The 841-nt window shown below is 62.0% G+C and carries 1 protein-coding gene; it reads right to left on the bottom strand.

The genetic code is table 11. The features are described 5' to 3' along the window. Positions 1 to 19: 19 nt before the first annotated feature. A protein-coding gene (locus tag IQ292_RS17545) for an IS5 family transposase (protein WP_096614366.1) occupies positions 20 to 777 on the bottom strand; the annotation gives its coding sequence in 2 pieces (ribosomal slippage) (positions 20 to 456 and positions 456 to 777; 759 coding nt in all). Positions 778 to 841: the final 64 nt, after the last annotated feature.

Raw genomic sequence — 841 nt, 5'->3', positions numbered from 1 at the left:
TAGGGTCAGGACTCATTGGTCATAGCCAGAAGATGACGGTGGCCGCGAGGGCGACGGCAGAGAAGAAGACGGTTGGGCAGCGGTCGTAGCGAGTTGCGACGCGGCGCCAATCCTTCAGACGGCCGAACATGATCTCGATGCGGCTGCGGCGCCGGTAGCGGCGCTTGTCGTATCTGACCGGCTCGTTGCGCGATCTGCGGCCCGGGATGCAGGGCTGGATGCCTTTGGCTTCCAGGGCGTCTCTGAACCAATCGGCATCATAACCACGGTCGCCAAGCAGCCACTGTGCTTTCGGCAGATCGTCGAGCAAGGCTGCCGCGCCGGTGTAGTCGCTGACCTGCCCGGCGGTCATGAAGAAGCTCAAGGGCCGCCCGTCCGCATCGCTGACGGCGTGCAGTTTGGTGTTCATGCCGCCTTTCGTGCGGCCGATCAGACGGCCGAGATCCCCTTTTTTACCCGCAGACTCGATGCCGTGCGGTGTGCCTTCAGGTAGGTCGCGTCGATCATGACGGTCTTCGGCACGGCCTCCGCTGCCGCGAGACCTTCCATCATTCGCAGGAAAATACCCCTCTCGCTCCACCGCTTCCAGCGATTGTAGAGCGTCTTGTGCGGCCCATAGTCCTTCGGTGCATCACACCAGCGTAGCCCGTTGCGATTGACGAAAATGATGCCGCTGAGCACCCGCCGATCATCGACCCGAGGCTTGCCATGGCTCTTGGGAAAGAACGGTTGCAGACGCGCCATCTGCTCATCCGTCAGCCAGTACAGGTCGCTCATCCACTCTCTCCTCACGGAGCCTGAATCAGATCGCGCCTCCCACATCAATGGGTCCTGACCCTAG

The sequence above is a fragment of the Sphingomonas beigongshangi genome (genome assembly GCF_016820445.1).
GTDB classification, from domain to species: domain Bacteria; phylum Pseudomonadota; class Alphaproteobacteria; order Sphingomonadales; family Sphingomonadaceae; genus Sphingomonas; species Sphingomonas beigongshangi.
The sequence above is the reverse complement of the archived record's forward strand: the minus strand, read 5'-3'. Positions and strand labels throughout refer to the sequence as shown.